This window comes from Pseudomonas sp. L7, assembly GCF_046605565.1.
Lineage (GTDB): Bacteria > Pseudomonadota > Gammaproteobacteria > Pseudomonadales > Pseudomonadaceae > Aquipseudomonas > Aquipseudomonas wayambapalatensis.
Genome location: NZ_CP176784.1, coordinates 777,512 through 802,500, shown reverse-complemented (window position 1 = coordinate 802,500; position 24,989 = coordinate 777,512). Strand labels below are relative to the sequence as shown.

The 24,989-nt window shown below is 61.7% G+C and carries 19 protein-coding genes and 2 tRNA genes; 9 read left to right on the top strand and 12 right to left on the bottom strand.

Annotated elements, in window-relative coordinates; genetic code table 11:
* Position 1: 1 nt before the first annotated feature.
* The 9 genes from ACK3BK_RS03815 (at position 2) to ACK3BK_RS03775 (ending at position 13,896) form a co-directional block, all read left to right on the top strand.
* Positions 2-1,453: a sigma-54-dependent transcriptional regulator gene (locus ACK3BK_RS03815; RefSeq protein WP_186670407.1), complete on the top strand. Its 1,452-nt coding sequence runs from the start codon at positions 2-4 to the stop codon at positions 1,451-1,453.
* A 763-nt stretch (positions 1,454-2,216) separates the two neighbouring features.
* Positions 2,217-3,605 carry a polynucleotide adenylyltransferase PcnB gene (locus ACK3BK_RS03810; RefSeq protein WP_186670408.1) on the top strand — a complete coding sequence of 463 codons (1,389 nt, stop codon included), beginning with the start codon at positions 2,217-2,219 and terminating at the stop codon, positions 3,603-3,605.
* 2 nt (positions 3,606-3,607) lie between these two features.
* On the top strand, positions 3,608-4,087 hold the full coding sequence (gene folK, locus ACK3BK_RS03805; protein WP_186670410.1) for a 2-amino-4-hydroxy-6-hydroxymethyldihydropteridine diphosphokinase: 480 nt from the start codon (positions 3,608-3,610) through the stop codon (positions 4,085-4,087).
* Between the two features lie 251 nt (positions 4,088-4,338).
* The gene (gene panB, locus ACK3BK_RS03800) at positions 4,339-5,139 is read left to right on the top strand and encodes a 3-methyl-2-oxobutanoate hydroxymethyltransferase (RefSeq protein ID WP_186670412.1); all 801 of its coding nucleotides are present in this window, start codon (positions 4,339-4,341) and stop codon (positions 5,137-5,139) included.
* A complete protein-coding gene (gene panC / locus ACK3BK_RS03795; protein ID WP_186670414.1) occupies positions 5,136-5,999 on the top strand; it encodes a pantoate--beta-alanine ligase in 864 nt (287 codons plus the stop codon). Before panB ends, panC begins: the two co-directional genes overlap by 4 nt.
* A 228-nt stretch (positions 6,000-6,227) precedes the next feature.
* Entirely contained in the window at positions 6,228-7,892 is a 1,665-nt protein-coding gene (gene pgi / locus ACK3BK_RS03790) for a glucose-6-phosphate isomerase (protein ID WP_186720386.1), read from the top strand.
* Between the two features lie 156 nt (positions 7,893-8,048).
* Positions 8,049-9,983, top strand: coding sequence for an acetate--CoA ligase (gene acs, locus ACK3BK_RS03785; RefSeq protein WP_411383753.1), 1,935 nt, complete (start codon positions 8,049-8,051; stop codon positions 9,981-9,983).
* Positions 9,984-10,013: 30 nt separating this feature from the next.
* On the top strand, positions 10,014-10,883 hold the full coding sequence (locus tag ACK3BK_RS03780) for an oxygenase MpaB family protein (RefSeq protein WP_411383752.1): 870 nt from the start codon (positions 10,014-10,016) through the stop codon (positions 10,881-10,883).
* A 76-nt stretch (positions 10,884-10,959) separates the two neighbouring features.
* Entirely contained in the window at positions 10,960-13,896 is a 2,937-nt protein-coding gene (locus ACK3BK_RS03775) for a DUF748 domain-containing protein (protein WP_411383751.1), read from the top strand.
* A gap of 96 nt (positions 13,897-13,992) precedes the next feature.
* Here ACK3BK_RS03775 and ACK3BK_RS03770 read toward each other — a convergent pair whose 3' ends face one another.
* The 12 genes from ACK3BK_RS03770 to tpiA all read right to left on the bottom strand — a co-directional run bounded on the left by ACK3BK_RS03770 (position 13,993) and on the right by tpiA (position 24,962).
* Positions 13,993-14,346, bottom strand: coding sequence for a BON domain-containing protein (locus tag ACK3BK_RS03770; protein ID WP_054892607.1), 354 nt, complete (start codon positions 14,344-14,346; stop codon positions 13,993-13,995).
* A 263-nt stretch (positions 14,347-14,609) separates the two neighbouring features.
* Positions 14,610-16,715: a polyribonucleotide nucleotidyltransferase gene (pnp, locus tag ACK3BK_RS03765; protein WP_411383750.1), complete on the bottom strand. Its 2,106-nt coding sequence runs from the start codon at positions 16,713-16,715 to the stop codon at positions 14,610-14,612.
* 258 nt (positions 16,716-16,973) lie between these two features.
* Positions 16,974-17,243, bottom strand: a complete 270-nt coding sequence (gene rpsO / locus ACK3BK_RS03760; RefSeq protein WP_029613930.1) for a 30S ribosomal protein S15 — start codon at positions 17,241-17,243, stop codon at positions 16,974-16,976.
* A 151-nt stretch (positions 17,244-17,394) separates the two neighbouring features.
* Positions 17,395-18,312 (bottom strand): tRNA pseudouridine(55) synthase TruB, encoded by a 918-nt coding sequence (gene truB / locus ACK3BK_RS03755; protein ID WP_065861581.1) that lies wholly within the window; start codon positions 18,310-18,312, stop codon positions 17,395-17,397.
* Positions 18,313-18,315: 3 nt separating this feature from the next.
* Complete coding sequence (gene rbfA / locus ACK3BK_RS03750; RefSeq protein WP_054892610.1) at positions 18,316-18,714, bottom strand: 30S ribosome-binding factor RbfA; 399 nt, start codon at positions 18,712-18,714, stop codon at positions 18,316-18,318.
* 118 nt (positions 18,715-18,832) lie between these two features.
* Positions 18,833-21,370 carry a translation initiation factor IF-2 gene (gene infB, locus ACK3BK_RS03745; protein WP_186669413.1) on the bottom strand — a complete coding sequence of 846 codons (2,538 nt, stop codon included), beginning with the start codon at positions 21,368-21,370 and terminating at the stop codon, positions 18,833-18,835.
* Between the two features lie 27 nt (positions 21,371-21,397).
* A complete protein-coding gene (nusA, locus tag ACK3BK_RS03740) occupies positions 21,398-22,879 on the bottom strand; it encodes a transcription termination factor NusA (RefSeq protein WP_186669412.1) in 1,482 nt (493 codons plus the stop codon).
* 59 nt (positions 22,880-22,938) lie between these two features.
* Complete coding sequence (rimP, locus tag ACK3BK_RS03735) at positions 22,939-23,397, bottom strand: ribosome maturation factor RimP (protein ID WP_186669410.1); 459 nt, start codon at positions 23,395-23,397, stop codon at positions 22,939-22,941.
* A 130-nt stretch (positions 23,398-23,527) separates the two neighbouring features.
* Positions 23,528-23,604, bottom strand: a tRNA-Met gene (locus ACK3BK_RS03730).
* A 98-nt stretch (positions 23,605-23,702) separates the two neighbouring features.
* Positions 23,703-23,788: transfer RNA gene (locus tag ACK3BK_RS03725), tRNA-Leu, on the bottom strand.
* Positions 23,789-23,809: 21 nt separating this feature from the next.
* Positions 23,810-24,202, bottom strand: a complete 393-nt coding sequence (gene secG / locus ACK3BK_RS03720; RefSeq protein ID WP_054892613.1) for a preprotein translocase subunit SecG — start codon at positions 24,200-24,202, stop codon at positions 23,810-23,812.
* Between the two features lie 4 nt (positions 24,203-24,206).
* The gene (gene tpiA / locus ACK3BK_RS03715) at positions 24,207-24,962 is read right to left on the bottom strand and encodes a triose-phosphate isomerase (RefSeq protein ID WP_186711622.1); all 756 of its coding nucleotides are present in this window, start codon (positions 24,960-24,962) and stop codon (positions 24,207-24,209) included.
* Positions 24,963-24,989: the final 27 nt, after the last annotated feature.

The following is a 24,989-nucleotide window of genomic DNA, read 5'->3' as shown; positions in this document are numbered from 1 at the left end:
AATGCCGCACATTCTGATCGTCGAAGACGAAACCATCATCCGTTCGGCCCTGCGTCGTCTGCTCGAGCGGAACCAGTACCAGGTCAGCGAAGCCGGCTCGGTGCAGGAAGCCCAGGAACGCTTCAGCATTGCCACCTTCGACCTGATCGTCAGCGACCTGCGCCTGCCCGGAGCACCGGGCACCGAGCTGATCAAGCTCGGCCAGGGCACGCCGGTGCTGATCATGACCAGCTACGCCAGCCTGCGCTCGGCGGTCGACTCGATGAAAATGGGCGCGGTGGACTACATCGCCAAGCCTTTCGACCATGACGAGATGCTCCAGGCTGTCGCGCGCATCCTGCGCGACCGGCAGAATGCCCCGGTCGCCACTGCGGCCGCGGCCGAAGTGCGCAGCAACGGCAAGGCACCAGGCGCAGACAAGCAGAGCGGCGCCTCGGCCAACGGCGAAATCGGTATCATTGGCTCCTGCCCCCCCATGCAGGACCTGTACAGCAAGATCCGCAAGGTCGCTCCGACTGACTCCAACGTCCTGATCCAGGGCGAATCCGGCACCGGCAAGGAGTTGGTCGCCCGCGCCCTGCACAACCTTTCGCGACGCGCCAAGGCCCCGATGATCTCGGTGAACTGTGCGGCCATTCCGGAAACGCTGATCGAATCCGAGCTGTTCGGCCACGAGAAAGGCGCGTTCACCGGCGCCAGCGCTGGCCGTGCCGGCCTGGTCGAGGCAGCGGACGGCGGCACCCTGTTCCTCGACGAGATCGGCGAACTGCCGCTGGAGGCTCAGGCTCGACTGCTGCGTGTGCTGCAGGAAGGCGAGATTCGTCGGGTCGGCTCGGTGCAGTCGCAAAAGGTCGATGTGCGCCTGATCGCTGCGACCCACCGCGACCTGAAAAACCTGGCCAAGTCCGGCCAGTTCCGCGAAGACCTTTATTACCGTCTGCACGTCATCGCCCTCAAACTGCCCGCCTTGCGCGAGCGCGGCAGCGACGTCAACGAGATTGCCAACGCCTTCCTCGCCCGGCAGAGCGCGCGCATCGGCCGTGACGACCTGCATTTCTCCAGCGATGCCGAGCAAGCCATCCGCCACTACAGCTGGCCGGGTAACGTCCGCGAGTTGGAGAACGCCGTCGAGCGCGCGGTCATTCTCAGCGAAAGCCCGGAAATATCCGCCGACCTGCTGGGCATCGACATCGAACTGAGCGGCCTGGAAGACGACGACCTCCCCGACAGCCTGCCGATGGTCGCAGGTGTCGGTGGTAACAACGCCAGCCACGAGCCGACGGAAGACCTGTCGCTGGAAGACTACTTCCAGCACTTCGTCCTCGAACACCAGGACCACATGACCGAGACGGAACTGGCCCGCAAGCTGGGTGTAAGCCGCAAGTGCCTGTGGGAGCGTCGCCAGCGCCTGGGTATTCCACGGCGCAAAAGCAACGTCGCCAGCGAGAACTGATACGTCCATAGCTCTACAGCGCCGACCCTGGGTCGGCGCTTTGCGTTCAGGGGCTTGCCCACGGTGAGCCCTACCACACCCCGCCCCTTCAGCAGGTAACACCCGGTTACCGTGAAAAATCTGTTACCTCAACCGTCCGCGACGTAACAAATCGAGGCATACGGTAACGAAATTTCTACATTTTCCCGCCTTGCGCGCGGCCCGAAAATCCGCAACCCATTGATTTAATTGGGTTTGCGAAAGTTGGCACGCCACCTGCTATATCTTTCGTACAAGAACAATAACAAGCACTGCTACTCAGAATAAGAACAAGACGAAACGGCTCACGCACAACAAGAACAAGACGGCGGAGGCGCAGCTAACTGATTCTTTTGGAGAGGAGTTGTGTTTGGGGCTTGCCCCACAACCAGGCAGAGAACAACAAAAACTGCACTAAAGCAGCGCCTGAACTGGTTGGATCGATTGATCAGCATAGCATCAGCGACCAAAGCAATCCGTTTGCTCTTCACCCCTGAATCTGGGGTCGTCCACACGCTTCAAGCTGTGTGGACAGGGCACTCAACAAAAACAAGAAGCCCGACAAAAAAACAATAAGAGCACGCAACGACTTGATGGGGAGCCTAGGCTCCCCATGTCGTTTCTCCCCGCCTTAATCGCCTTTCGGCACCGCCTACACCATTCCGCCAGTAAATGCTAGAATCCCCCGCCATCATGCGGCCATTCTCCTAGTCTTGGCCGAACATTCCTTCAAACAGTGCATCCCATGCTGAAGAAGCTGTTCCAGTCGTTCCGTCCTCCCATCCGTGGTCAACACCACAGGCGCACCACGCCTGAAGTGATCAACAAGAGCCAACACTCGCTGCAGCGCAGCCAGTTCAGCCGCCACGCCGTGAGCATCGTCGAGCGCCTGCAGGGCGCCGGCTACCAGGCCTACCTGGTCGGCGGCTGCGTGCGCGACCTCCTGCTGGGCATCACCCCCAAGGACTTCGATGTCGCCACCAGCGCCACGCCCGAACAGGTGCGTGCCGAATTCCGCAATGCCAGGATCATTGGCCGGCGCTTCAAGCTGGTCCACATCCATTTCGGCCGCGAAATCATCGAAGTCGCCACCTTCCGCGCTCATCACAGCGAAGATGACCAGGGTGACAGCCACCGTTCGTCGCACAATGCCAGCGGGCGAATCCTGCGTGACAACGTCTACGGCACCCTCGAAGACGATGCCCAGCGTCGCGACTTCACCATCAACGCCCTGTACTACGACCCGGTCAGCGAGCGCGTCCTGGACTATGCCAATGGCGTCCACGATATCCGCAATCGCCTGCTGCGCCTGATCGGCGATCCGACCCACCGTTACCAGGAAGACCCGGTGCGCATGCTGCGCGCGGTGCGTTTCGCCGCCAAGCTCGACTTCGGCATCGAGAAGCACACCGTCCAGCCTATCCGCGAACTGGCCAAGCTGCTGCGCGAAATCCCGCCGGCGCGCCTGTTCGAGGAAGTGCTCAAGCTGTTCCTGTCCGGCCAGGGGGCGATCGCCTTCGAAATGCTGGTCGACCTCGAGTTGTTCGAACCCCTGTTCCCGGCCAGCGCCCACGCCCTGGATGAACGCCCGAACTACACCCACACCCTGATCAGCCAGGCGCTGGCCAACACCGACCTGCGCGTCAAGCAGGGCAAACCGGTGACCCCGGCCTTCCTGTTCGCCGCGTTGCTGTGGCCTGCCCTGCCAGCACGTGCCCTGTACCTGCAAAGCCAGGGCGTGCCGCCGATCCCGGCAATGAACGAAGCCGCCCACGACCTGATCGCCGAACAGTGCCAGCGCATTGCTATTCCCAAGCGCTTCACCCTGCCGATCCGCGAGATCTGGGACATGCAGGAGCGCCTGCCACGGCGCAGCGGCAAACGCGCCGACATGCTCCTGGACAACCCGCGCTTCCGCGCCGGCTACGACTTCCTGCTGCTGCGCGAAAGTGCCGGTGAGGAAACCGACGATCTCGGCCAGTGGTGGACCGACTACCAGGACGCCCACGACAGCGAACGCCGCGACATGATCCGCGAGCTGGGCAGCCGTGACGAAGGTTCGGGGCCGGCCCCGCGCAAACGCAAGCGCAGCAATAGCAAGCGCAAGGCCGGTGGCGACGAGGCCTTCGACTGAGCATGCCGGTACGCGCCTATATTGGCCTGGGCAGCAACCTGGACGCCCCCGCCGAGCAACTGCGCAGCGCCCTCCAGGCGCTGGACCAGATCGCCGGGACGCACCTGGTGGCCGCTTCGGCGTTGTACACCAGTGACTCCCTGCTGCCCGGCCAGCCTCGCTACACCAATGCGGTCGCAGCGCTCGACACCGAGCTGGCGCCGCTGGCGCTGCTCGATGCCCTGCAGGGCATCGAGAACGATCAGGGCCGGGTGCGCAAGGAGCGCTGGGGCCCGCGTACACTCGACCTGGATGTGCTGCTGTTCGGCGACCAGGTCATTGATGTGCCACGTCTGAAAGTGCCGCATTACCACCTGCATGCCCGTCCCTTCGTGCTTTATCCGCTGGCCGAGCTGGTCCCTGAAGACTTCCATCTGGCCGATGGCCGCAGCCTCGCGCAACTGCTCCAGGACTGCCCGTTCGTCGGGCTGGAACGCTTGTAATCCGGGCGTTTCAGCCATCGGTAACGCCAGTAACACCCTGAGCGTAACAATGCGGTAACAGGGTCATTGACTTCCCCCCCATCGCTCACGACTATAGGCGTCCCGCGGCGCCCGTATGCCGCATCACACCCATTTAGGCCCGGACAGCCCTGTGACCCGAACATCACGCACGATGATGTGCCGCTCCGGAAGATGAATACACGCGTTGTACGCAGTCGTTTTTCACAGCGCCTGAACGAGGATTTCGCTACATGCCTGAAGTAACCCTGACCACCCTGCATGGCCTGAAGGCCAAGGGTGAGAAAATCACCATGCTGACCTGCTACGACGCCACCTTCGCCAAGGCCGCCAGCCAGGCCGGCGTCGAGGTGCTGCTGGTTGGCGATTCGCTCGGCATGGTCCTGCAGGGCCATGACAGCACCCTGCCCGTCACCACCGACGACATGGCCTACCACACCGCCTGCGTCAAACGCGGCAACGACGGTGCACTGATCCTGGCCGACCTGCCCTTCATGGCCCATGCCACGCTCGAGCAGTCGTTCGTCAACTGCGCCAAGCTGATGCGCGCCGGAGCGCACATGATCAAGGTCGAGGGCGCAGCCTGGTTGGCCGAGACCATCCGCCTGCTGGCCGACCGCGGCGTGCCGGTGTGCGCGCACATGGGCCTGACCCCGCAGACCGTCAACGTGCTCGGTGGCTACAAGGTCCAGGGTCGCCAGGAAGCCCAGGCGCAACAGATGCGCGCCGATGCCATCGCCCTCGAGCAGGCTGGCGCCGCCATGCTGCTGCTCGAATGCGTGCCCAGCGAGCTGGCCACGGAGATTTCCCAGGCGGTGAGCATTCCAGTGATCGGTATCGGTGCCGGCAGTGGTACCGATGGCCAGGTACTGGTGCTGCACGACATGCTGGGCTTGTCCCTCAGCGGCCGCGTACCGAAGTTCGTGAAGAACTTCATGGCCGGCCAGCCCGATATCCAGAGCGCCCTGGCGGCCTACGTCAAGCAGGTCAAAGATGTGAGCTTCCCGGCCCCCGAACACGGGTTCAGCGCATGAATACCGTCAAGACTGTCCGCGAACTGCGCGCCGCCGTGGCACGCGCCCGGGGCGAAGGCAAGCGTATCGCCTTCGTCCCGACCATGGGCAACCTGCACAGCGGCCACGCCGCCCTGGTGACCAAGGCCGCCCAGCGCGCCGACTTCGTGGTTGCCAGCATCTTCGTCAACCCGCTGCAGTTCGGCGCAGGCGAAGACCTCGACAAATACCCACGCACCCTCGCTGCCGATCAGGAAACCCTGTTGCAGGCCGGTTGCCATCTGCTGTTCGCGCCTACTGTCGAAGAGATGTACCCCGACGGCATGACCGTGCAGACCCGGGTGAGCGTGCCGCAACTGTCCGAAGGCCTGTGTGGCGCCAGCCGCCCCGGGCACTTCGAGGGTGTGGCGACTGTGGTCAGCAAGCTGTTCAACATGGTCCAGCCGGATCTGGCCGTGTTCGGCGAAAAGGACTACCAGCAGCTGGCGGTCATCCGCGCCATGGTGCGAGACCTGAACATGCCGATCCAGATCATCGGCGAGCCGACCGTGCGGGCTGAGGATGGGTTGGCGCTGTCGTCGCGCAACGGTTATCTGAGCGCTGAACAACGCGCTGCGGCACCGATGCTATACAAAGTGCTGAGCCTGTTGGCCGAGGCGGTCCGGCGGGGTCAGCGCGATTATCTGACGCTGCTGGCTGAAGGCCAGGCGCAGCTGACAGCCGCCGGGTTCCGCCCGGACTACCTGGAAGTGCGTCATGCCGTCAGCCTGAAACCGGCGCAAGCCGACGATCGTGACCTGGTGATCCTGGGGGCGGCGTATCTGGGTAGCACTCGGCTGATCGACAACCTGTACTTGCACCTGGACGAAAAGACCGCCTGATCGCGGCGCCCCCGCAGGTACAGCGCCGCCACTGAATACGGCGTTGTACCTGTGGGAGCGGGCTCGTCCCGCGTTTAGGCCAGCACTGACAACCCCACGCAAATATTTCACGCCCCGCCCGCCCGCCCCATTCCCGCCGACCGGCCAATGCCTATAATGGGCCTCTCCTGCAACTGGCAAAGCCTGCCAGTGTCAAAGCCTGACCATGCCCGAAGGAAACCATCCGCAATGGCGTATTACCGCACTCCCCACGATGTGACGGCCCTGCCCGCCTGGCAGGAGCTTCAGCAACACCGCGATGCCATGCAGGGCTTCAGCATGCGCGACGCCTTCGCCGCCGACCCCAAGCGCTTCGAGCAGTTTTCGCTCAGCAGCTGCGGCCTGTTCCTCGACTACTCGAAGAACCTGATCAACGAAAAGACCCGTGAGCTGCTCGTCGAACTGGCTCAGGAAGTCGGTCTGGCTGACGCCATCAAGTCGATGTTCAGCGGCGAGATCATCAACGGCTCCGAAGGCCGTCCGGTGCTGCACACGGCCTTGCGCCGCCCGGTCGGTGACAAGCTGAATGTCGGTGGTGTCAATGTGATGCCCGAAGTGCACAAGGTCCTCAACCAGATCACCGAACTGGTCGGACGCATCCACGACGGCCTGTGGCGCGGCTACAGCGAAAAACCGATCACCGACGTGGTCAACATCGGCATCGGCGGCTCCTTCCTCGGCCCCGAACTGGTCTCCGAGGCCCTGCTGCCTTACGCCCAGCGCGGCGTGCGCTGCCACTACCTGGCCAACATCGACGGCAGCGAGTTCCACGAACTGTCGGCCAACCTGCGCGCCGAAACCACCCTGTTCATCGTCTCGTCGAAGTCGTTCAACACCCTCGAAACCCTGAAGAACGCCATGGCTGCGCGCACCTGGTACCTGGCCCAGGGCGGCTCGGAAGCCGAGCTCTATCGCCACTTCATCGCAGTCTCCAGCAACAAGGCCGCCGCCGTGGCCTTCGGCATTCGTGAAGAAAACATCTTCCCGATGTGGGATTGGGTGGGCGGGCGCTACTCGCTGTGGTCGGCCATTGGCCTGCCGATCGCCCTGGCCATCGGTACTGCCAACTTCAAGGAACTGCTGTCCGGCGCCTACACCATGGACCAGCATTTCCAGACCGCGCCGTTCGAGAAGAACATGCCAGTCCTGCTGGCGCTGCTCGGCGTGTGGTATGGCAACTTCTGGAATGCCAGCAGCCACGCGATCCTGCCGTACGACCACTACCTGCGTAACATCACCAAGCACCTGCAACAGCTGGACATGGAGTCCAACGGCAAGAGTGTACTGACCGACGGCTCCCCGGTGAAAACCGAGACCGGCCCGGTGATCTGGGGCGGCGTTGGTTGCAACGGCCAGCACGCCTATCACCAGTTGCTGCACCAAGGCACCCAGATGATCCCGGCCGACTTCATCGTGCCAGTGGTGAGCTTCAACCCGGTGGCCGACCATCACCAGTGGCTGTATGCCAACTGCCTGTCGCAGAGCCAGGCGCTGATGCTCGGCAAGACCCGCGAGGAAGCCGAGACCGAGCTGCGCGCCAAGGGCCTGAACGAAGCAGATATCGAAAAGCTGGCACCACACAAGGTGATCCCGGGCAACCGCCCGAGCAACACCCTGGTGGTCGAGCGCATCAGCCCACGCCGCCTCGGCGCGCTGGTGGCCATGTACGAGCACAAGGTCTTCGTGCAGAGCGTGGTCTGGGGCATCAACGCCTTCGACCAGTGGGGCGTGGAGCTGGGCAAGGAGCTGGGCAAGGGCGTGTACCAGCGCCTGGTCGGCAGCCTGGAAGACAGCGCTGAAGATGGCTCGACCCAGGGCCTGATCAACTACTTCCGCGGCCGTCATCGCGGCTGACCTGAAGGCTGCATTCGCGGGCGAGCCCGCTCCTACGGGCCCTTGTAGGAGCGGGCTCGCCCGCGAAGAGGCCAGCACAGGTTGAACAACAGTTCCAGCTACACTGTCCATCGAATAGCCGTTGAAGTCCCTCCGACAAGAGCAGGACAACCCGCCATGTTCGATATCCGCAACTACCCCCAGGCCCTGGCCGTCAGCCAGGCCGCCGAACTCTCCGACGCAGATTACCGCCGCCTCTACCGCCAGTCGGTGGATGACCCCGATACCTTCTGGGCCGAGCAGGCCAGGCGCCTGGACTGGATAAAACCCTGGTCGAGCGTGCAACAGTGCGACCTCAAGACCGGCACCGCACGCTGGTTCGAGGGCGCCCAGCTCAACGTCAGCTACAACTGCATCGACCGTCATCTCGACAAGCGTGGCGAGCAGACCGCCCTGCTCTGGGAAGGCGACGACCCGAAAGACGCCAAACCGATCACCTACCGCGAACTGCATCGCCAGGTCTGTCGCCTGGCCAACGCCCTGAAAGCACGCGGCGTGAAGAAAGGCGACCGGGTCTGCATCTACATGCCGATGATCCCCGAAGCCGCCTACGCCATGCTCGCCTGCACGCGAATCGGCGCCATTCATTCGGTGGTGTTCGGCGGCTTCTCCCCCGATGCCCTGCGCGACCGCATCCTCGATGCCGACTGTCGCACGGTGATCACTGCCGACGAAGGCGTGCGTGGCGGCAAACGCATCCCTCTCAAGCAGAACGTCGACAAAGCCCTGGCCAGTTGCCCGAATGTCAGCAGCGTGCTGGTGGTCAAGCGCACCGGGGGTGATGTGGCCTGGAGCGAAGGACGCGACCTCTGGTACCACGAGGCCACCGAGCGCGCAGGCGACGACTGCGCCCCCGAACCAATGGCCGCCGAAGACCCGCTGTTCATCCTCTACACCTCCGGCAGTACTGGCAAACCCAAGGGCGTGCTGCACAGCACGGCAGGTTACCTGCTGCAGGCGACGATGACGTTCAAGGTGGTATTCGATTACCGCGACGGCGAAGTCTTCTGGTGCACAGCCGACGTCGGCTGGGTCACTGGCCACAGCTATATTGTCTATGGCCCGCTGGCCAACGGTGCCATCTCGCTGATGTTCGAAGGCGTGCCCAACTACCCGGACACCTCGCGCTTCTGGCAAGTGGTCGACAAACACCAGGTGAACATCTTCTACACCGCGCCCACAGCGCTGCGCGCCTTGATGCGCGAAGGCAACAAACCGTTGCAGGGCACCTCGCGCGAGAGCCTGCGCCTGCTCGGTAGCGTCGGCGAGCCGATCAACCCTGAAGCCTGGGAATGGTATTTCGAAGCCGTCGGGCAAAAGCGCTGCCCCATCGTCGACACCTGGTGGCAGACCGAAACCGGCGGCATCATGCTCACCCCGCTGCCCGGAACACCACGTCTCAAGCCCGGCTGCGCCACGCAACCGATGTTCGGTGTGCAACCGGTGCTGCTGGACGAAAAAGGCAAGCTGATCGAAGGCCCCGGCGCCGGCCTGCTGGCGATCAAGGCCAGTTGGCCCGGGCAGATCCGCAGCGTCTATGCTGATCACCAGCGGATGGTCGACACCTACTTCAAGCCCATGCCCGGCTACTACTTCACCGGTGATGGCGCACGCCGCGATGCCGACGGCGACTACTGGATCACCGGGCGTATCGACGATGTGATCAACGTATCCGGCCATCGCATCGGCACCGCCGAGGTGGAGAGTGCGCTGGTGCTGCATGACAGCATCGCCGAGGCTGCGGTGGTCGGCTACCCCCACGACCTCAAGGGCCAGGGCGTGTATGCCTTCGTCACCACGATGAATGGCATCACCCCAAACGATGCGCTCAAGGCCGAGCTGCTGGCGTTGGTCAGCAAAGAGATCGGCAGTTTCGCCAAACCCGAGTTGATCCAGTGGGCACCGGCCTTGCCCAAGACCCGCTCGGGCAAGATCATGCGGCGTATACTGCGCAAGATCGCCTGCAACGAGCTGGACAACCTCGGCGATACCTCGACCCTCGCCGATCCCAGCGTGGTCCAGGGCCTCATCGACACACGCCTCAACCAATAGACGGCCGCCAAGCGGCCAGCACAGGTCGCCATGGAAGCCTTACGTCGCCGCATCGAAACCCAGGTCATGAGCCTTACCGGGCTGGCCCTCGGCCAGCTCGACCTGGAGTCCCCCAAAGGCGACCCGGGCCTGTTCGGCCCGCAAAGCGTCAGTTGGCAAGTACATGGTGATTTCCCCAGCATGCTGATCGGCGGCATCAGCGCACTGATGCTGCAACTGTTGCATCCGCTGGCACTGGCCGGGGTCTGGGATCACTCGAATTTTCGCGAAGACCTGCTCGGCCGACTGCGCCGCACCAGCCAGTTCATCTCAGGCACCACCTTCGGCTCGACCCGAGATGCCGAATGGCTGATCGAAAAGGTCCGCACCATCCACCTCAAGGTGGTCGGCACCGCTCCCGATGGGCGTCATTACGCCGCCAGCGACCCGGACCTGCTGACCTGGGTACACGTGGCCGAGGTCAGCAGTTTTCTCGCCGCTCACCTGCGCTACCGCAACCCGCGATTGTCAGTGGCCGACCAGGACGCCTACTACGACGAGATCGCCTTGATCGCCGAACGCCTGGGCGCCCGCAACGTCCCGCGCTCATGCCGCCAGGTGGACGACTACCTGCAGCACATGCGCGCACAACTGCTTTGTGATGCTCGCAGCCTGGAAGTGGTCGACATCCTGCTCGAAGCCCCGGCGCCCAGTCGCCTGGCAGAGCCTGTGGGCAAGCTGATGCTGCACGCAGGTATCGACCTGTTGCCCGATTGGGCCAGCGCCCTGCTCAATCTGCACCAAGGCCCCCTGCAGCGTCGCATGGTGCGCCTGGGCGTGGAGCGTACAGCGCCCGTGTTGCGCTGGGCCATGCGTGACGGTTCGGCGCACCGCGCCCGGCGGCGGATGGGCTTGCTCTAAGAGTTCTCCGATGTATCGGAACTGATTTGACGTGCCATACTCCAAGCACCTCCGCTCGAGACAGACGACGCCGCACATGCCCAAAGGATTGAATCGCGCCATTGGCGCCTTGCTGGCCATCGTGGCCCTGTACAGCCTGCTTGGCTTCTTCATTCTTCCCGGTGTGGGCCTGCGCATCGCCAACCAGCAACTGGCGCAGTACGCCACCGCGCCGGCGCACCTGCAGCGTATCGAGTTCAACCCGTTCAGCCTCGAGCTGACGTTGTGGAGCCTGCAGATCGGCGAGCCGGGCAAGGAGCAGGTGGCCTTCGAACGCCTCTACGCCAACCTCTCGCTCGACAGCCTATGGAGCGGCGCCCTGCACCTGGACGCGGTAGAGCTGGACAAGCCGCGTACCGAGCTGCTGTTCGCCAAGGACGGCAGCCTCAACCTCAGTCAGCTGTTCAAGCTGCCGCCGAGCGAGCCAAAACCGGACGAGCCGCCGAGCGATCCGTTCCCGCTGCGGATCGCCAGCATCAAGCTCAACGAAGGCTACCTGCACTTCCAGGACCTGCGCCCGAGCGAACCCATCGAGTTCCTCTACGACTCGATGAACCTCGAACTGAAGAACCTCAGCACCTTGCCGGACGACAGCGCCGACATGACGCTGGTCGCCAACGGCCCCAACGGCGGGCGTATCGACTGGAGCGGCAACCTGAGCCTGTCGCCCATCACCTCCGAAGGCACGCTGAAGATCACCGACAGCAAGATGAAGCTGTTCTGGCCCTACGTACGTGATGCCGTACCGCTGGTGCTGGAAGACGGCGTGCTCAGCCTCGATACCCACTACAAACTGAACCTGTCCAAGGAAACCGAGCTGCTGCTCGATAACGCCTCCGTGCGCGTCGCGCCCTTCGCCATCAAGGCGCCCGACGGCCGCCCGCTGGCGCGCCTGGCCAGCCTTGAGGTCAGCGAAACCTCCATCGACCTGGCCAAGCAGTTGGTGACCGTCGGCAAGATCCGCAGCGAAAAACTCGAAACCTGGGCGGCCCTCGAACGTGACGGCCAGCTCGACTGGCAGAAACTCTTCGCCAGTCAGCCCGCCAAAGCCACCCCCAAGGAAAAGGCCGAGCCCGCCACCGCAGCGCCGCCCCCTGAGGAGAACGCCGCCAAGCAGCCCAGCAAACCCTGGCAGGTACTGCTCAAGGATGTTCAGGCACGCAACTACATGATTCACCTGGCCGACCGCAGCCAGAAAGAGCCCGTAGCGCTCGATGTCGGGCCGCTCAACCTGGACATGCAAGGCTTTGACAGCCTCAACAAGTCGCCCTTCACGCTCAAGCTCGACACCGGCGTTGGCCGCCAAGGCAAGCTGCAGGCTGCCGGCCAGGTCAACCTGGCACCGGTCACCGCCAAGCTGGACGTCAGTACCCGCGACATCGACCTGCGCGTAGCCCAGGCCTACATCAGCCCGTTCATTCGCCTGGAGCTGCGCAGCGGCATGCTCGCCAGCGATCTCAAGGTCGATCTCAAGGGCACCGAGCCACTGGCCTTCAGCGTGGCGGGCAAGGCCCAGGTCAACCAACTGCACACCCTCGACACGATCAAGGGGCGCGACTTCGTGAAATGGCAGCAGGTGAACGTCGATGGGCTGTCCTATGTGCACGGCGATGCCCTGTCGATCGACAAGATCACCCTGTTGCAGCCCTACGCGCGCTTCATCATCAACGAAGACCGCACCACCAGTGTCGACGACCTTCTCATCCCGCAACCTGCTGACGGACCAGCCGCCAGCCAAGCGAAACCGGCCACAGCCAGCAATGAAAAGCCGCTGGGCATCCGAATCGGCCAGATCGATATCAACGATGGCTCGGCCAACTTCGCCGACCTGACACTGACGCCCAACTTCGCCACCGCCGTGCAACAGTTGAACGGCCAGATCGGCACCATCGACAACCGCAAGCCGCTGCCGGCGAAGGTTGACGTCAAAGGCAAGGTTGATCGCTACGCGCCGGTGACCATCAAGGGCGCATTGAATCCGTTCGACCCGATGGCCAGCCTCGACATCGCCACCAGCTTCAAGCGCGTCGAACTGACCACCCTGACGCCCTACTCCGGCAAGTTCGCCGGGTTCCGGATCCGCAAGGGACGCCTGAATCTCGACCTGCACTATGTGATCACCAAGGGTCAGCTCAAGGCCGAGAACAAGGTCGTGGTGGAGCAACTGCAACTGGGTGAAAAAGTCGACAGCCCCGATGCCGTCGACCTGCCTATTCGCCTCGCTGTCGCGTTGCTCAAGGATACCGAGGGCAAGATCTCCATCGAGCTGCCTGTCACGGGCGATCTCAACAACCCGCAGTTCAGCGTCATGCCGATCGTCTGGCAGACCCTGCGCAACCTGGTGCTGCGTGCAGCGCAGGCGCCGTTCAAGTTCATCGGCGGGTTGATTGCCGGGGGCGGTTCGGAAGATCTGGGCAACGTATCCTTTGCTCCCGGTTCCAGCGACCTCAGCAGCGAGGCCCAGTCGGCCCTGGACAAGCTGGCCTCGGCCCTGCAACAGCGGCCGGAACTGCGCCTGGAGATCGAAGGTACGAGCGCGCAGAGCAGCGACGGCCCATTGATCGCCCAGCAACGCCTGGAGCGCGAGTACCAGACGACCTGGTACAAGATCCTGCAGCGTCGCGGCGACAAGGTGCCGGCCAATGCCTCGATGCTGGTGGTCGACGGCAGCGACAAGCCGGCCATGCTCGAGGGCATCTACCGCACCCGTCTCAAGCAGCAGCCACCTGCGGAATGGGAGAAGCTCAGCCGCGACGAACGCACCACCAAGCTGCGCGAGGCGGTGATCAAATCCTGGGCCGAAAGCGCGGTCTTGCTGCGCAACCTCGGCCAGGATCGGGCGAGCAGCATCAAGGACTACCTGGTAGACAAGGGCAAGTTGGAGGATGACCGGGTGTACTTCATCGATACCACCCTGGGGCAGGCCGAAAGCGACGGGCGAGTGATCACCCCGATGCATCTTGACGCAGAGTAATCCCTGAACGATTTCAGATGCGCAAAGAGAAAGCCCCGGCAGATGCCGGGGCTTTCTCTTTGGGTGGCCAGATCCTTCTGACCGACGGGACAATCCTTATTCGGTTTTCAGCGCTTCAGCAGTTACGTCTTTCACGCCTTTGATCTTCTTGGTGATGTTCACCGCGGTTTCTTTCTGCGATGGGGTGACCTTCGTGTCCGAAGACAGGGAGACAACACCGTGGCTGGTTTCAACTTTGATATCGCTGCCCGGGATGCCTTTTTCAGTCAGCAGATCAGCCTTGACCTTGGTGGTGATCCAGGTGTCCGAGGTTTCTTGCTTGGCATCGGCCACCGGTTGGTTGGAAGCCAGCATCACTGGAGCTTGGGTAGCCTCTGCGGCGAATGCGCCGTTAGCCATCGACAGAGTCAGGGCGGTAGCAGTAGCGGCAGCAATGGCAAACTTCTTCATGTGGGTCACTCCTGTTTATTCGAAAGATCTGCGCCGTGGTTCCTGGCTGCAGGTATGAAGGTAGTTGCAGGGGCTGTGCCAGTTTTTCCGCTTCGCTTGATTCCTTTAAAAACAATGACTTACGAAAACATTCATCTTGTTGGTGTCGTGCAATTTGCAAGCCCGGCGAAAAACCTGCATGCAAGATGCAAGTCCGACAGGTTTTTCTGCGCACATAAAAAAAGGACCTCCGAAGAGGTCCTTTTCATCAGGGCCGATAAGGCTTAGACACCCGATGCCTTGGCAGCGGCGACGTCCTTGATCGACAGTTTGATACGGCCGCGGTTGTCCACGTCCAGTACCAGTACTTCGACTTCCTGACCTTCTTTCAGCACGTCGGTGACCTTCTCTACACGCGCATCGCTGAGCATGGAGATGTGCACCAGACCGTCCTTGCCAGGCAGGATGTTGACGAAGGCGCCGAAGTCGACGATACGCTCGACCTTGCCGACGTAGATCTTGCCGATCTCGGCTTCTGCGGTGATGCCCAGGATGCGCTGCTTGGCAGCATCTGCCGCTTCCTTGGTTTCGCCGAAGATCTTGATCGAGCCGTCGTCTTCGATGTCGATCGAGGCCTTGGTTTCTTCACAGATGGCGCGGATGGTGGCGCCGCCTTTACCGATGACGTCACGGATCTTGTCGGTGTCGATCTTCATCGCGATCATGGTCGGGGCGTTGGCCGACAGTTCGGTACGCGACTGACCGATGATCTGGTTCATCTGGCCGAGGATGTTCAGGCGCGCTTCCAGGGCCTGGCCCAGGGCGATCTCCATGATCTCTTCGGTGATGCCGTTGATCTTGATGTCCATCTGCAGCGCGGTCACGCCTTTGGCGGTACCGGCAACCTTGAAGTCCATGTCGCCCAGGTGGTCTTCATCACCCAGGATGTCGGTCAGGATCGCGAATTTCTCGCCTTCCTTGACCAGGCCCATGGCGATACCGGCAACCGGCGCCTTCATTGGAACGCCAGCGTCCATCAGGGCCAGGGAAGCGCCGCAGACCGAAGCCATGGAGCTCGAACCGTTGGATTCGGTGATTTCCGAAACGACACGGATGGTGTACGGGAATACGTCGGCAGCAGGCAGCATGGCCTGGACCGAGCGACGTGCCAGACGGCCGTGACCGATTTCACGACGGCCAGCACCGCCCATGCGACCACACTCGCCTACCGAGAACGGCGGGAAGTTGTAGTGCAGCATGAAGGGGTCTTTCTTCTCGCCTTCGAGGGTGTCCAGCAGCTGGGCGTCACGGGCGGTGCCGAGGGTGGCAACCACCAGGGCCTGGGTTTCGCCACGGGTGAACAGCGCCGAACCGTGGGTCTTAGGCAGAACACCGACTTCGATGTTCAGCGGACGCACGGTCTTGGTGTCACGACCGTCGATACGCGGTTTGCCGTTGACGATGTTTTCGCGAACGGTGCGGTACTCGATTTCGCCGAAGATGTCTTTGACTTCGCTCGCCGATGGCTGGCCTTCTTCACCGGAGAACTTGGCGACGGCCTGGTCGCGCAGCTCGCCCAGGCGCGCGTAGCGGTCGGCCTTGACGGTGATGGTGTAGCCCTGGGATACGGCTTCACCGAACTCGGCGCGGATAGCGTCGAACAGTGCGGTGTTGGCGACGGCAGGTTTCCAGTCCCAGGTTGGCTTGCCGGCTTCGGCGGCCAGTTCCTTGACGGCCTGGATCACAGCCTGGAATTCGTCGTGGGCGAACAGCACGGCGCCCAGCATCTGGTCTTCGGTCAGCTCCTGGGCTTCCGATTCGACCATCAGTACGGCGTCGGAGGTACCGGCAACGACCATGTCCAGGCTCGAGGCAGCCAGTTGCTCGTAGGTCGGGTTCAGCAGGTAGCCGGTGCTTTCGTGGAAGGCAACGCGGGCAGCGCCGATCGGGCCTTCGAACGGAATGCCGGAGATGGCCAGGGCAGCCGAGGTACCGATCATCGCAGCGATGTCCGGATCGGTCTTCTTGCTGGTGGAAACCACGGTGCAGACGACCTGCACTTCGTTCATGAAGCCTTCGGGGAAGAGCGGGCGGATCGGACGGTCGATCAGACGCGAGGTCAGGGTTTCTTTCTCGGAAGGACGGCCTTCACGCTTGAAGAAACCGCCAGGGATCTTGCCAGCGGCGTAGGTCTTTTCCTGATAGTGCACGGACAGCGGGAAGAAGCCCTTGCCTGGATCAGCTTGCTTGGCACCGACCACGGTCACCAGCACGGTGACATCGTTGTCGACGGTGACCAGCACGGCGCCGGTGGCCTGACGGGCAATGCGGCCCGTTTCGAGAGTGACGGTCGATTGACCGAACTGGAACGTCTTGATTACCGGGTTCACGGTTTCCTACCTTTTCAGTGGCTCTTGGGGGAACTGGGAAAACTGGGATCTTGCGAATTCTTGGGCGGAAGGGAGTGTCGACTCCGTTGACCGTCCAGATACAACACGAGGCTGGGAGCCTGGGCGTCTTGCGAAAAAATCGCTCGACGGCATCAGGCTGCCAACCTCGGAGATACGCGTGGCGTGTCCAAGGGTAGCGCTGACAAGCAGCGCTCCCCAAGCATGCGACACGCCATGCACACCACTGCCAGGCCGCTATTAGCGACGCAGGCCCAGGCGACCGATCAGGGCGCTGTAACGAGTGGTGTCTTTGCCCTTCAGGTAATCCAGCAGCTTACGACGCTGGTTGACCATACGGATCAGACCACGACGGGAGTGGTGGTCTTTTTCGTTGGCCTTGAAGTGGCCTTGCAGCTTGTTGATGTTGGCGGTCAGCAGAGCAACCTGCACTTCCGGGCTACCGGTATCGCCGGCGGCTTGCTGGTAATCGGCAACGATCTGAGCTTTTTCTTCAACGCTGAGGGCCATTTGGCTTCTCCTGATAAACGGATCCCGCAAGCGGGGTCCAATAGGCCAGGGACTGAAATCCCTGTATTAATAAAAAGAGGTCTGACCGTGCCTACTGACAGCCATCCTCGGTTCCACAGCGCATGACCGAAGCCCTGCCCTGTGGTTTCGGTCATTCCGACCGAATCAGTCGACGCGGCGCAATGCGCCCGTCTTCGCTCACTTCACCGATACCGATGAAACGGCCATTGTGATCCTGTACCCGGACCATGCCGAACTGCGGCGCGTCCGGTGCTCGCACTGCCTGACCGTGCAGCCAGTAGAACGCGCTGTGCTCGGACAACAGCACCAGCGGCCAGTCCTGCAGCCCGCTGTCGGACGGCATGAGGAAGCGATCGAGTGCTTCGTTGCCACCTTCGGCATGCGCCTGCTCGAGCTCCTCGAGCGTCACGGTCTGTGCCAGGGCGAAAGGCCCGGCCTGGGTGCGACGCAGTTCTGCGACATAGGCACCACAGCCCAGCACCTCACCGATATCCTCGACCAGCGTGCGGATATAGGTGCCTTTGCTGCAGCCGACCGAGAGGCGCGCACGGGTGCCTTCGCACTCGAGCAACTCCAAGCGGTTAATAGTAACAGAACGCGCCTCGCGCTCCACTACCTCTCCTGCACGCGCCAATTTGTAAAGCGGCTGGCCGTCACGCTTGAGCGCCGAGTACATCGGCGGCACCTGGCGGATTTCACCGCGAAAACGCGGGATCGCGGCTTCGATATCAGCGCGACCAACGGTCACCTCGCGAGTCTGCAGCACCTCGCCTTCGGCGTCCGCTGTGCTGGTAGTCTGCCCCAGCTGCATGACGGTTTCGTAGCCCTTGTCGGAATCGAGCAGGTACTGCGAAAACTTGGTCGCCTCACCAAAGCACAGCGGCAACACACCGGTGGCCAGTGGGTCGAGGCTGCCGGTATGGCCGGCCTTTTCTGCATTGAGCAGCCAGCGGACTTTCTGCAAGGCTGCATTGGAGGTGAACCCCAAGGGCTTGTCGAGCAGGATGATACCACTGACGTTACGACGGATACGTTTGACCTGGGCCACCGCTTACTCCTTGGTGTCCAGCTCGTCAGCATCCTTGTGCAGGCGATCTTCGGCCACCGCACGCTCGATCAGTGCCGAGAGATGAACACCCCGGCTGACACTTTCATCGAAGTGGAAATGCAGTTGTGGAACACTGCGCAGTTGCATCGCCCGGCCGAGGTGCAGGCGCAGGAAACTGGCGGCACTGTTGAGCGCCTTGAGGGTCTGGGGGACTGCGTCGGCGTCGTCCTGGCCCATCACGGTGATGAAGACCTTGGCGTGGCCAAGATCACGGCTGACGTCGACCGCGGTGATGGTCACCAGGCCCACGCGTGGATCCTTGACTTCACGGCGGATCAGCTCGGCCAGCTCGCGCTGCATCTGATCGCCGATGCGTTGGGTACGGCTATATTCTTTTGCCATTTTTGCTACCTGTATCTTAAAGCGGCAAACGCCCGGTCAGGCGGGTGTGCCTGACCGGGCGTTACCTTCAGAGGCCCAGCCAGCCGCCTTGCGACGGGGCCTGGGCCGCGCCCATCCCTTACAGGGTACGGGCAACCTGGACTTTCTCGAAGACTTCGATCTTGTCGCCGACCTTGACGTCGTTGTAGCTCTTCACGCCGATACCGCACTCCATGCCGTTACGCACTTCGGCGGCGTCGTCCTTGAAGCGACGCAGCGATTCCAGCTCGCCTTCGAAGATCACGACGTCCTCGCGCAGTACGCGGATCGGACGGTTGCGGTACACGGTACCTTCGATGACCATACAGCCAGCGATGGCGCCGAACTTCGGCGAACGGAACACATCACGCACTTCGGCGACACCCAGGATGTTCTCGCGAACATCGCTGCCGAGCATGCCGGTCAGTGCTTTCTTGACGTCTTCGATGATGTCGTAGATCACGTTGTAGTAACGCATATCCAGACCTTCCTGCTCGACGATCTTGCGCGCACCGGCATCGGCACGCACGTTGAAGCCGAACAGTACTGCATTCGAAGCCAGCGCCAGGTTGGCATCGCTCTCGGTGATACCACCGACGCCGCCACCGATGACGCGTACCTGAACTTCGTCGTTGCCCAGGCCGCCGAGCGAGCCCTGGAGTGCTTCCAGAGAGCCGCGCACGTCGGTCTTGAGGACGATGTTGAGGGTCTTCTTCTCTTCCTGACCCATGGTCTCGAAGATGTTTTCCAGCTTGCCTGCGTGAGCACGGGCCAGCTTGACCTCGCGGTACTTGCCTTGACGGAACAGGGCGACTTCACGTGCCTTCTTCTCGTCAGCGACCACGGACAGCTCGTCACCGGCTTCCGGAGTGCCATCCAGGCCGAGGATCTCGACCGGGATCGACGGGCCGGCTTCCTTCACAGGCTTGCCGTTCTCGTCGAGCATGGCACGTACGCGGCCATAGTTGGAGCCGACCAGAACCATGTCGCCCTGACGCAGCGTGCCGTCCTGAACCAGGATGGTGGCTACCGGACCACGGCCCTTGTCCAGACGCGACTCGACGACAACGCCACGACCAGGTGCGGTCGGGGTAGCGGTCAGTTCGAGAATCTCGGCCTGCAGCAGGACAGCTTCGAGCAGTTCGTCGACACCGGTACCCATCTTCGCCGAAACCTTGACGAACGGAGTGTCACCACCCCAGTCCTCGGAGGTCACGCCTTCGACGGCCAGTTCGTTGCGGATGCGATCGAGGTCGGCACCCGGCTTGTCGATCTTGTTCACTGCGACCACCAGCGGAACACCAGCAGCTTTCGCGTGCTGAACCGCCTCACGGGTCTGTGGCATCACGCCGTCGTCCGCCGCCACCACCAGGATGACGATGTCGGTCGCCTTGGCACCACGGGCACGCATTTGCGTAAACGCAGCGTGGCCTGGGGTGTCGAGGAAGGTGACCATGCCGCGGTCGGTTTCCACGTGGTAGGCACCGATGTGCTGGGTGATACCACCGGCTTCGCCAGCGGCAACCTTGGCACGACGGATGTAGTCGAGCAGCGAAGTCTTGCCGTGGTCGACGTGGCCCATGACGGTCACGACCGGCGCACGGGACTCGACTTCACCTTCGAACTTCAGCGATTCGGCCAGGGAATCTTCCAGGGCGGTATCGCTGACCAGGGTGACCTTGTGGCCCAGCTCTTCGGCGACCAGTTGAGCGGTCTCCTGGTCGAGCACCTGGTTGATGGTGACCGGAGTACCCAGCTTGAACATGAACTTGACGACTTCGGCAGCCTTGACCGACATCTGCTGAGCCAGCTCGGAGACGGTGATGGTCTCGCCGATGCTGACGTCACGGATGACTGGGCCGGTCGGGCTCTGGAAACCGTGCTGGTTACGCTTCTTCAGTTTGCTCTTGCCGCCACGGCCACGACGTGCGCCATCGCTCTCTTCGTCAGTGGTGCGCGGTGCAGCGCGCGGAGTCGGAGCCTTTTCCTTCTCCTTGACCTTGACCTTGATCGAAACGCGAGGGGCTTCACCGCGACGCTCACCACCGGCGCCACGACGGTCGTCGTCACGGGTGCGGTTTTCGTTGCGACGGTTTTCGTCCTTCTTGCGCTCGGCGGCACGTACAGCGGCGTCGTCGGACACCGGGGCGTCGGCCACGACAGGCTCGGCAGCAACCGGAGCCGGCTCGGCACGTGGAGCAGTCGCTGCAACCGGAGCTTCGGCGGCCTGACGGCGAGCCTGCTCTTCGTTGCGCTGGCGAGTCTCGGCCTCGACCTTCTCACGCGCAGCGTTTTCCGCAGCACGGCGCTCTTCAGCCTCACGCTTCTGCTCGGCCTGGATCTCTTCCGGGCTACGCTGTACGAATACTTTCTTCTTGCGTACTTCTACGCTGATGCTCTTACTACCGGCGACACGCAGGGTGCTGGTGGTCTTGCGCTGCAAGGTAATCTTGCGTGGCTCTTCCGCCTTGCTCTTGTGGCTGCTTTTCAGATGAGTCAGCAGAACCTGCTTCTCATTGTCGGTCACTACCTGACCGGCGTCGGTGTGCGGCAGACCTGCCTCACGCATCTGCTGCAGCAGGCGCTCTACCGGTGCCTCGACCTCTTGGGCCAGTTCTTTCACCGTGACTTGCGTCATGCACTTCTCTCCTCAGGCCGCGCCTAATTACTCGAACCAGTGGGCTCGGGCGGCCATGATCAACTTGCCGGCACGCTCTTCGTCGATGCCGTCGATGTCGAGCAGGTCGTCGATCGACTGCTCGGCCAGGTCTTCGCGGTTAACCACGCCGCGCACCGCCAGTTCCGCCGCCAGATCCTTGTCCATGCCCTCGAGGGAGAGCAGGTCTTCGGCCGGATGGGCGTCTGCCAGTTTTTCTTCGGTAGCGATGGCTTTGGTCAACAAACGGTCCTTGGCACGAGCACGCAGCTCGTTGACGATTTCCTCGTCGAAGCCATCGATGTTGAGCATTTCTTCCAACGGTACGTAAGCAATTTCTTCGAGGCTGGTGAAGCCTTCGTCGACCAGCACCTGTGCCAGCTCTTCGTCGACTTCCAGTTCCTCGATGAAGTTACGCAGGATGTCACCTGTTTCGGCTTGCTGCTTGGCCTGGATGTCCTTCTCGGTCATCACGTTCAGGGTCCAGCCAGTCAGCTGACTGGCCAGGCGAACGTTCTGACCGCCACGGCCAATGGCCTGGGCCAGGTTGTCCTCGGCAACGGCGATGTCCATGGCATGGGCATCTTCATCGACGATGATCGCCGCGACTTCAGCCGGCGACATGGCGTTGATGACGAACTGCGCCGGGTTCTCGTCCCACAGGACGATATCCACACGCTCACCACCCAGTTCACCGGAGACAGCCTGAACGCGCGAACCACGCATGCCGATGCAGGCGCCTTGCGGGTCGATACGCTTGTCCTTGGAGCGCACGGCGATCTTGGCGCGCGAACCCGGATCACGGGACGCTGCCATCACCTCGATCAGGCCTTCGGCGATTTCCGGTACTTCGATGCGGAACAGCTCGATCAACATCTGCGGTGCGGTACGCGACAGGATCAGTTGCGGACCGCGGTTCTCGGTGCGAATTTCCTTGAGCAGGGCACGCAGGCGCACGCCAACACGGAAAGTCTCACGCGGGATGATGTCTTCGCGGGCCAACAGCGCCTCGGCGTTGTTGCCCAGGTCGACGATGACGTTGTCACGGGTGACTTTCTTGACGGTGCCGGAGATGATTTCGCCAACACGCTCGCGATAGGCATCGACCACCTGTGCGCGCTCGGCCTCACGGACCTTCTGCACGATGACCTGCTTGGCGGTCTGGGCGGCGATACGACCGAACTCGATCGACTCGATCTTCTCTTCGATCACATCACCGATCTTGGCTTCGGGGTGAGTGTCCTTGATCTTGTCCAGCCAGGTTTCGATCGCCGGATCGTCAAGGTCGTTTTCATCGACCACGGTCCAACGGCGGAACGTCTCGTAGCTACCGGTGTGGCGGTTGATTTCCACACGCAGGTCGACTTCGTCCTCAAAACGTTTTTTGGTTGCAGTGGCCAGGGCCACTTCCAGCGCTTCGAAAATGACGCCGGGCGGTACACCCTTTTCGTTGGATACCGATTCAACAACCAGCAGTACTTCTTTGCTCATCGTACGCCTCGCCTTGCGCAAGCCATTAGACCCGGAATGTCCGCCGGGCCCGGCACGTCTCAGTCAAAACTGGGAATAATATTGGCCTTGTCGATCGAGTCGATCGGCAGCAGGAATTCGTTGGAGTCCACCTGGACCACCACATCCTGATCCTCCACACCGCGGAGAAGGCCCTGGAAGTTACGACGCCCCTCGAAGGGCGTACGCAGCTTGATCTTCACTTGTTCGCCGGCATGCGAAGCAAACTGTTCCAGAGTGAACAGCGGGCGATCCATGCCTGGAGAGGACACCTCGAGGGTGTATTCACTGCTGATCGGATCTTCCACATCAAGAATCGCACTGGCCTGACGGCTGACCGCTTCGCAGTCGTCCACCAGGATCCCGTCTTCCTTGTCGATGTAGATGCGCAGTACCGAATGCTTACCCTGGGAAACGTATTCGATCCCCCAGCACTGATAGCCCAGACCCTCGACAACCGGGGCCAACAAGGCCTGCAACTGTTCTAGCTTGCTCGACACCTGAACCCCCTCGTGCATGCTGTGCAAATAAAAAATGGGCGAAGCGCCCATCCCTGAAAGCGCCGTTGAACAACGACGCGAAGAACTGTTCAGCTAGCAAAAAGCCCCTGAAAAGGGGCTCCGCTGAAGCTGGTTGCGGGGGCTGGATTTGAACCAACGACCTTCGGGTTATGAGCCCGACGAGCTACCAAGCTGCTCCACCCCGCGACAAAGCTGGGGCGAAAGTATAAGACCGAACCCTCTGCAGGGTCAATCCGACCTCCACCTGCAAGAAAGCCCGCTAAAGCGGGCTCTCATGCTTCAATTGGTACCGAGAAGGGGACTCGAACCCCTACACCCTATGGGCACAACCACCTCAAGGTTGCGTGTCTACCAATTCCACCACCTCGGCAATATTACATCTTGAAACCCGTTACTTCTGCTCTTCGGTAGGAGGAGGGACATCACCTTTTGGGGCGGCTTCACTCTTCTGTTCCTGGAGCACCGGTACATCATCATTTACTGCCGGCTTTTGCTCTTTGACTTCCAGCACCGCTGGATCTGGCAAACCGGCTTGAGTCAGCTGGTGTGCCTGCTGCTTGGCGAAGTATCCTAACCCAAGTGCAGTCAAAAAGAAAGTGGCAGCAAGTATAGCAGTAAATTTACTCAGGAAGGTAGCAGAACCTTGGCTTCCGAACACAGTATTTGAAGCACCTGCGCCGAAAGATGCACCTGCTTCCGCACCTTTACCCTGTTGCATCAGAACCAGCGCTACCAGCGCCAGCGCAGCCAACAGATGAAAAACAACTACGACTGTTTCCAGCATATGTTCAGTTTCCTGCGGCGCGACAAATTGCACCGAATTCGTCTGCGTTCAGGGATGCTCCACCAATGAGCCCCCCATCAATATCCGGCATGCCGAACAGTTCGGCCGCATTGGCCGCCTTCACGCTACCGCCGTAGAGAAGTTGCACATTCGCTGCAACTTCGGCGTCCTGCGCCGCCAGCTGAGCACGGATGGCAGCATGCACATCCTGAGCTTGCTGAGGCGAGGCCGTCAAACCAGTACCAATGGCCCATACAGGCTCATAGGCAATTACTGCATTGGCAAAAGCACTGATACCGAATGCATCGATAACACTGCTTAGTTGACGCCCTACAACTTCGAGCGTCTTGCCAGCCTCGCGCTCCTCGAGGGTTTCCCCTACGCAAAGCACCGGCTTCAAACCACTTGCCTGTGCAGCTGCAAACTTGCGATTCAGCACTTCGTCCGACTCACCAATGATCTGGCGGCGTTCCGAGTGACCAATCAAGACCAACTTGCAACCGACGTCGGCCAACTGACTGGGTGCAACTTCACCCGTCAGCGCACCCTGCTCGGGCTGTACTGCAGAATTCTGTGCTCCAACGATGATTCCTTTGTCCTTCAGCGCATCAACAACTTGATTGATGAACAGCGACGGTGGAAACACCGCAACTTCGACACTACTCGGAAGAGCCAGATTACTCAGGCTCAGGCTCAGCTCAGCGACGCTGGCGCGGGTACCGTGCATCTTCCAGTTACCAGCTACCATGGGGCGACGCATGCTCTACCTCGTCGGTCAAAGTGGGCG

Bases quoted from the DNA above. Each gene is read 5' to 3' on its own strand.
- panB (WP_186670412.1), top strand. From the start codon at position 4,339: ATGCCTGAAGTAACCCTGACCACCCTGCATGGCCTGAAGGCCAAGGGT.
- ACK3BK_RS03770 (WP_054892607.1), bottom strand. From the start codon at position 14,346: ATGAAGAAGTTTGCCATTGCTGCCGCTACTGCTACCGCCCTGACTCTG.
- ACK3BK_RS03815 (WP_186670407.1), top strand. From the start codon at position 2: ATGCCGCACATTCTGATCGTCGAAGACGAAACCATCATCCGTTCGGCC.
- nusA (WP_186669412.1), bottom strand. From the start codon at position 22,879: ATGAGCAAAGAAGTACTGCTGGTTGTTGAATCGGTATCCAACGAAAAG.
- ACK3BK_RS03810 (WP_186670408.1), top strand. From the start codon at position 2,217: ATGCTGAAGAAGCTGTTCCAGTCGTTCCGTCCTCCCATCCGTGGTCAA.
- infB (WP_186669413.1), bottom strand. From the start codon at position 21,370: ATGACGCAAGTCACGGTGAAAGAACTGGCCCAAGAGGTCGAGGCACCG.
- acs (WP_411383753.1), top strand. From the start codon at position 8,049: ATGTTCGATATCCGCAACTACCCCCAGGCCCTGGCCGTCAGCCAGGCC.
- ACK3BK_RS03775 (WP_411383751.1), top strand. From the start codon at position 10,960: ATGCCCAAAGGATTGAATCGCGCCATTGGCGCCTTGCTGGCCATCGTG.
- secG (WP_054892613.1), bottom strand. From the start codon at position 24,202: ATGCTGGAAACAGTCGTAGTTGTTTTTCATCTGTTGGCTGCGCTGGCG.
- panC (WP_186670414.1), top strand. From the start codon at position 5,136: ATGAATACCGTCAAGACTGTCCGCGAACTGCGCGCCGCCGTGGCACGC.
- folK (WP_186670410.1), top strand. From the start codon at position 3,608: ATGCCGGTACGCGCCTATATTGGCCTGGGCAGCAACCTGGACGCCCCC.
- ACK3BK_RS03780 (WP_411383752.1), top strand. From the start codon at position 10,014: ATGGAAGCCTTACGTCGCCGCATCGAAACCCAGGTCATGAGCCTTACC.
- tpiA (WP_186711622.1), bottom strand. From the start codon at position 24,962: ATGCGTCGCCCCATGGTAGCTGGTAACTGGAAGATGCACGGTACCCGC.
- rbfA (WP_054892610.1), bottom strand. From the start codon at position 18,714: ATGGCAAAAGAATATAGCCGTACCCAACGCATCGGCGATCAGATGCAG.
- rpsO (WP_029613930.1), bottom strand. From the start codon at position 17,243: ATGGCCCTCAGCGTTGAAGAAAAAGCTCAGATCGTTGCCGATTACCAG.
- pgi (WP_186720386.1), top strand. From the start codon at position 6,228: ATGGCGTATTACCGCACTCCCCACGATGTGACGGCCCTGCCCGCCTGG.